General features: G+C 63.5%; 2 protein-coding genes. Both read right to left on the bottom strand.

Translation table 11 applies throughout. The features are described from left to right. Positions 1-321, bottom strand: a 321-nt coding sequence (locus K8V11_RS12380) for an EamA family transporter (protein ID WP_369693077.1), incomplete at its 3' end; no start/stop codon positions are given. Positions 322-428: 107 nt separating this feature from the next. Beyond that, on the bottom strand, positions 429-2,495 hold the full coding sequence (gene betT / locus K8V11_RS12375) for a choline BCCT transporter BetT (RefSeq protein ID WP_303914763.1): 2,067 nt from the start codon (positions 2,493-2,495) through the stop codon (positions 429-431). Positions 2,496-3,023: the final 528 nt, after the last annotated feature.

Genomic DNA, 3,023 nt, shown 5'->3' with positions numbered 1-3,023 from the left:
GACCGCGGTGAGCACCGGGTTCATCGCGACGATGAGCGCGGCAATGGCCGGCGGCACGCCGTGGTCGAGCGCGATGTACACGCCGAGGAACTGGAACCCCTGGCTCACGATTCCGACGATCGCCGCGTGGTATGCCTGCCGGCCGCGCGGCCAGGGGAGCTTCATCGCCGCGGCAATGGCCCCGATTATGACGGCGGAGACCGTGAATCGCACGAGCATCACGGTCGCGGGCGTCGACGCGGGAACTGCGAGCGTGCCGAAGGGGAAGCCGAGCGCGAAGGAGATCGCGGTGGCTGCGGCGAGCGTCGGCGAGAGCTTCATACCGAGTAACGGTAGCCCCGATTTGGCGGCGCGACGAAAAGGGAGCAGGCCGCCGTGGCCTGCTCCCTTCTCGTATCAACTTCTAGCGCGCTATGCGGCGACCGCGACTAGGTCGTCGATTCCGGATCGATCGCCGGCGTCACAAAGCTCGACGCATCGGCGTCGCTCGAATGCCCGAGGAACATCAGGTGCGCCTCGTAGCGGTCGAGAACGTCGTCGATGAGCTGCTGCTTGGTGATCCCCATGAGGTTATAGCCCTCGGAACCGGTGTGCGTGAACACCTCGAGCCGGAAATAGGTGTTCGTTTCGTCTGTCGGCGTGCGGCCGCCGAACGTCGGGATCGGCGTCGACACCGCGACCACCTGGTAGAGAAAGTTGCGCTCCCCGGACACGTGAACGGTAAACGTGGGACGTTCGATCCCGCTGTCGGGGTCCGGCACATTCGACAGCTCCGCTGCGTAGCCCTGCTCGCGGAATTCGGCGGTGACGTCAGTGAGTGCGGGCCCCACGGTGCGTTCGATGTAGGAGGTGACGCTCTTCTTCGACGGGTACGAGCGCATGCCGGACACCCTCTGGCGCCAGGATCGTTCGGGGGCGTAGCCGCCGCCCGCAGCCTGGCTTCGACGGTACATACTGCGTCCTTCGCGCTCGGCCCTCTCCATTCGTAGAGCCTTGAGGAACGAGGCCATCACGAGCCACGCGATCACCGTCACCGGCAGGGCGAAGATCAGCGTCGCGTATTCCATCGTGGTCACGCCGCCCGCGATGAGCATCGCGATGGTGAGAACCGCGGTGAGCAGCGACCAGAACACGCGAAGCCACTTGGCGCCGTCCTCGGCCGGATCGGGGATAAACGAGGAGAAATTCGACATCACCATGGCGCCGGAGTTGGCCGACGTCAGGTAGAAGAGCAGGCCGGAGAAGGTCGCCAGGGCGATGAGGAACGTCGAGCCGGGGAACATCTCCAATAGCGAGTAGAACCCCTGCTCGGGCGAGTCCTGCGCGAGCTGGGCGAACTCGGTGTTGCCGTCGAAAACCTCGGCGAGGCCACTGTTGCCGAATACGGAGATGATGACGATGTCGCAGAGCACGGGCACGGTGATCGCGGCGATGACGAACTCGCGGATCGTGCGGCCTCGGGAGATGCGGGCGAGGAACACGCCGACGAACGGACCCCAGGCGAGCCAGAATGCCCAGAAGAACAGCGTCCACGAGGCCATCCACTCGGAGCCGTCGGGCTCGTAGGCCATGGTCTGCAGGTGTCGCTCGGGCAGCGTCCACACGAACTCGCCGACGTTTTCCACCAGCGCGTGGAGGAGGAAGGACGTCTTGCCGGTGACGACGATGTAGAGCACCAGCGCGCCGGCCGCCCACAGGTTGAGCTCGGAAATGATGCGGACGCCCTTGTCCACGCCGGACGAGGTGGCAGCGATCGTCACGAGCACCGCGACGACGACGAGGCCGATCTGCAGGGCGAGCCCGGCTTCGAGGCCGAACAGCGTCGCGAAGCCGATCGCGAGAAGGACTACGCCGATACCCATCGAGGTGGCCACGCCCATCACGGTGCCGACGAGAGCGAAGATGTCGATTACGTCGCCGGGCGCACCCTTGATGCGCTTACCGATCAACGGGTACAGGGCGGCGCGAATCGACAGCGGCATACCCCAGCGGTACGCGAAGTACCCCATCGCCATGCCGAGCAGCGCGTACATGCTCCAGCCGGCGATTCCGTAGTGGAACATCGTCCAGATGACTGCGTCGCGCGCGGCGGCAGGGCTCTCGGGGATCTCCATCGGTGGGCTGTAGTACTGCGTGATCGGCCCGGTGACCGAGTAGAATAGCATGTCGATGCCCACGCCGGCGGCGAACAACATCGCCACCCACGTGAAGAGTTTGTACTGCGGGCGCGAGTGGTCGGGCCCCAACCGGACCTGCCCCTCCTTGGAGAAGGCGACCCACAGAACAAACAGGATGACGGCGGTGGTAGTGACGACAAAGACCCAGCCGAGGTTCGCCGAGCCCCACGCCACGATGTCGGCCATCGTGTCGGACGCCTTGTCGGGCGTGAGGATGGCCCACAGGGAGAAGGCGAGGATCACGAGTGAGGAGATGATGAAGACGGGCCAGTTGACGTGAGACTTTCGCGTCGGCCGACCCTGTAAATCCTTTTCCAGCTCGCGCTGCGCCTCGCCGAGTTCCCGGCTCGAGACTGGGGGAAGAAGTTCTTCACCTCTCTTGTGCCGCCTCGAGTCGTGAGCGTGGTCTGTGCCACCGAATTTGCTGCGCTCAAGTGCGGGCGAGGGCTTCTTCTCGTTGTCGCTGGGGTCAGGACTTTCTTGCACCCGGTCTCCTTTCAAGTGACTGCGAAAGGGGATGCCGAGGTACACGAAGAAGGCGGGAATTGCCTACGACATCCCTTAGATCGACCTAAGAACCATAGCGCTGGTTGACGAGACAAGCTAATCGCCGATGGCGTCCGATTCCCGAAAAAGCGCCGGATACGCGCATTTCCGCGCGGCTGTCAGGCCGTCGAGAATGCCGATTCTTGCTGTTGGGGTCGAACGATTGTCGACCATTGCATTGAGGCCGATTTGATGTACTGTGTCTTTCAACACGTCGCTTTACAAAAGAGGTTAATATGTCCAACAAGGTTTCTCACTTCGAACACGACCCGGCTCTTGTGTCGAAGGTGCGTGAGCTCT

The organism is Dietzia timorensis, assembly GCF_020742175.1.
GTDB lineage: Bacteria > Actinomycetota > Actinomycetes > Mycobacteriales > Mycobacteriaceae > Dietzia > Dietzia timorensis_A.
Note: the sequence above shows the minus strand (reverse complement) of the source record. Positions and strands in the feature narration are given on the sequence as shown.